General features: G+C 30.3%; 2 protein-coding genes and 2 pseudogenes. 1 reads left to right on the top strand and 3 read right to left on the bottom strand.

Annotation, left to right across the window (positions count from 1 at the left end; translation table 11 throughout):
* Positions 1-37: 37 nt before the first annotated feature.
* From EZH24_RS08410 to EZH24_RS08400, 3 genes and pseudogenes are all read right to left on the bottom strand, one after another.
* Positions 38-1,180: pseudogene (locus EZH24_RS08410) on the bottom strand (AMP-binding protein); the annotation flags it as partial.
* Positions 1,181-1,217: 37 nt separating this feature from the next.
* Positions 1,218-1,892, bottom strand: coding sequence for a hemolysin III family protein (locus EZH24_RS08405; RefSeq protein ID WP_137998711.1), 675 nt, complete (start codon positions 1,890-1,892; stop codon positions 1,218-1,220).
* A 132-nt stretch (positions 1,893-2,024) separates the two neighbouring features.
* A complete protein-coding gene (locus tag EZH24_RS08400; protein WP_137998709.1) occupies positions 2,025-2,627 on the bottom strand; it encodes a hypothetical protein in 603 nt (200 codons plus the stop codon).
* Between the two features lie 202 nt (positions 2,628-2,829).
* Between EZH24_RS08400 and gatB the strand changes: the two are divergent.
* A pseudogene (gene gatB / locus EZH24_RS08395) lies at positions 2,830-3,912 on the top strand (Asp-tRNA(Asn)/Glu-tRNA(Gln) amidotransferase subunit GatB); the annotation flags it as partial.
* Between the last annotated feature and the right edge of the window lie 9 nt (positions 3,913-3,921).

Raw genomic sequence — 3,921 nt, 5'->3', positions numbered from 1 at the left:
TCCACATATATTCTATATCCGTTGCCTTTCAATTTTAAATTTCCAAAGTGTCTATCAAGCATCCGCAACTTCGAGCGACATGTTTATAACAAGGAGCATAACTTATTAAAGGAGCGCATTCCGTCATTCCATATCCAACGGTGAATTTGAATCCTATATCCATAAGAAATTTTTCAACTTCTTCGTTTAAGGCGCTTCCTCCGATTATAACCTCATGGAAATTTCCGCCGAATGATTTTGTAAGTTTTTCTCTTATGCTTTTTTTGAGTATTGAAGATATTAAAGGCATAGAAAGTAATTTTTTTATTAACGGTTTGCTTATAACGGGAAGTAATTTTTTTAAATAAATTTTTTCTATTATGAGAGGCACCATAAGAATTAGATTCGGTTTAATTTCGTAAAAAGCTTTTAATAAAACATTCGGACTCGGAATTGCATTTAACATATATATGCAAGCTCCTTTTGAAAACGGAAATAAAAAATCGAATAAACATCCAAAAACATGGGCTAACGGCAAAAAAGAAAGTATATGGTCGTTGGGTTTTATCGGCATATTTGCTATTGCGTATTTTATATTTGCGGCTAATGCGTTATGATTGAGCATTACTCCTTTGCTAAATCCCGTAGTTCCAGAAGTATAAATTATCGTAGCCAAAGTTTCGTTGTCGAATATATTTAAAGCGAAATTTTCTTTGCTGAAATTTTCTAATTCTATATTAAATAAATTATCTCCGATTCTAATCTCTTTATAAATATCGTTATTTACATTTATTATAGAAAAATCGTCCAAAGAAAAAACCATATCCAAAGAGTCGATTGTTTCATTGTCCATTTTGTCTGATATACTTCTATCTATAAATAAATATTTTGCTCCCGAATCTTTTATAATATTGGATATATCGCTTGGAGAAAAATCAACCAATATAGGAACTACAACGGCGCCATAACTTATTATAGACAAATAGCTTAAAGCCCAATTAATGGAATTCCCGCCACAGAGAGCGATTTTATCTCCCTTATAAATCGAGCTTCTTTTGAAAACGGTATGCATAATAGAAATACTTTTTGCAACATCGGAATATTTTATTATTCTATCTTTTCCGTAATCTGAAAAAGCGTTAATATCCCAATTTTCTTTAATCGTATTTTCTATATATTGTATCAATTTTTCTTCAATCATTTTTTATCTCCTTAAAAAATAAAATAATAAAATATAATTAAAATATATTCGCCACATATTTAAACATAAAAATAGCATGACAAATATTTGAAATTATAAGCAAAGAATAAAACATAGGCAAAAATAAAGTGTATCTTTTATTCGTTTCATACATAGCGAGTCTGTAAAATACCATAGATATATTCAAAAGCAAAAATCCCGTCAAATAAAGTATAGCTCCGTTATCTCCAACCGCCAAAGATATTTTTGGAATCGATATAAGCCAAACCCAATTAAGAAGAAAATAATAAATAGTTTCCATCAAACCTCTCCATCTATAACCGAAAACGCTTCTTAATGTTATTCCCAATACGCAAAGCCCAGTGATTATTCCGAAAAAACTCCAACCCCAGCCCGCTTCGAGCGAGATTAAACATGGCGGAATATAAACTCCCCAAATCATCATTATAAAAAAAGCATGAGACAAAATAAAAAAAACTTTCTTCGCCTTATAATGAAACGGAAAAAAATGATATATCGAATTGATTATATAAAATATTATTAAAAAACTCGAATATAAAGAAAAAGAAGTTATCTCTCTTGCCGTTTTTGAATTTATCAAAAGCAAAACCATAACGGCTATAGAAGAACTTGCGCAAATTATGCATATAACGGCGCATATTTTGGAAACTAAATTTTTATTATTCGTTGATTTATTATTTTTAATATTCATAAATTATATTATACTTTTATTTATTTTTTAAGTAAATAGTTGAAATAAAACCCATTATTTTATAGTTGTTAATGATTTCCATACTTTATTACGAAAGCTCGCAATGACATAAATTTTTTAATTAGATAAAAATTAATTTTCTAATTCTCTAAGTTTATCGATACCTTCTCTAAAATCTAAAAATTTATTTTGCCAATTTGTAGTTATAGATGGAGACATTAATATGTCGTCAAAACTCTCTTCATTTAAATAATTGATAAAATTGAATCTTATATTCGTTATGGAATCATTTGCAAAATTATCGAATTCGCTATCATCGTTGAATTTATATTTAATCTCTATATCGTAGTATTCGGTATTTCCCATTAAATAAGGGCTATAAACTACTTTTTGTATATTGTATAACTCGGTTTCGCTTCCGTTTTCAAAAGAAAATATTATAGGAGTTTCATTACTCACAAAAATTTTATAAGGACTTCTATATCTAAATTCCAAAGTTAAAGTTCTTCCGAATCTTTTATAGAATCTGAATCTACAATCTCGCATATATTTATAAGTTTCTTTCCAAGAAGTAAAGATATTTATTTTTGAGGTTAGCCTATCTTTTTCAACGCTATAATTTTTTCCGTTCATAATATTCGACAAAATCGTATCGGTTTCTTCCGAATTTTGAGAGTGGAGATTAAAAGATACATGTAATATAGTAAAAATAATCATAAAAATAAATTTTCGCATTTTCTATCCTTAGTTAAAATAAAATTAAAACAAAAAAATATAATACTTATTAAAATACGGAATATTAATCGTTAAAATTAATACCAATATATTATAATTTTTTTATTATAAATTTCTAATAATTTAATTATAATATAAAACTTGAAAATATATTTTAAAAGATATAAAATATATAAAAATAAATTTTAATTAGGATATTAATATGGAATATGAAGCGGTTATAGGTTTGGAAGTGCATGTTCAATTAAATACAAAAACAAAGGCGTTCTGTTCATGCCCGAATACTTTTGGCGCGCCAGCGAATACTTTAACTTGTCCGAGATGTCAAGCGCATCCGGGGACTTTGCCGATAGTCAATAAAGAGATGGTGCATAAAACTATAAAAGCGGGAATTGCCACAAATTGCGCCATACAAAAAGTAAGCCGATTTGCAAGAAAGCATTATTTCTATCCAGATTTGCCTTCGTATTATCAAATCACGCAGATGGACGAGCCGATTTGCACGGAAGGACATATCGATATAACGGTTCTAAACGAGGACGGTTCTTCCTACAATAAAAGCGTTAGAATAAATAGAATTCACATGGAAGAAGACGCGGGAAAACTGGTGCATGACGATACGGGCAGACCTTTAAGTTATGTCGATTTGAATCGCGCTGGCTGTTGTTTGATAGAATGCGTAAGCGAACCCGATATTTCAACGGGCGAGGAAGCCTATCAATATTTAACCGAATTGAAAAAGATTCTTCAATATATAAATGTTTCCGATTGCAATATGGAAGAAGGCTCTCTTCGTTGCGATGCCAATGTTTCTATAAGACCAAAAGGAAGCAAAGAGTTAGGCGTTAAAACCGAAGTAAAAAATATGAATAGTTTTAGAAATGTTAGACTTGCGATTGATTATGAAATTAAAAGACAGATAAAGGCTTTAAATAACGGAGAGAAAATTCTTCAAGAGACGAGACTTTATGACGCAAAAGAAAATACTACAAAAGGCATGCGTTCAAAAGAAGGCGCTGCGGATTATAGATATTTTCCCGACCCCGACATTCCCGTTTTAATTCTTAAAGAAGAAGAAATTGAAAGCGCAAGAAAAGAACTGCCAGAACTTCCGCAGAAAAAAAGAGAGAGATTAAAAAAAGATTACGATTTGCCCGACCAAGACATAATCGTTTTAACGGAAGAGCCAGAACTTGCAGATTATTACGAGGCGGCGGTTAAAGCCTATCCGAAACAACCTAAAAAAATAAGCAATTGGATAATGGTTGAGGTGAACGCATGCCTTTTGTAGTAT

The organism is Brachyspira catarrhinii, from assembly GCF_005518285.1.
Classification (GTDB): domain Bacteria; phylum Spirochaetota; class Brachyspiria; order Brachyspirales; family Brachyspiraceae; genus Brachyspira; species Brachyspira catarrhinii.
Note: the sequence above shows the minus strand (reverse complement) of the source record. Positions and strands in the feature narration are given on the sequence as shown.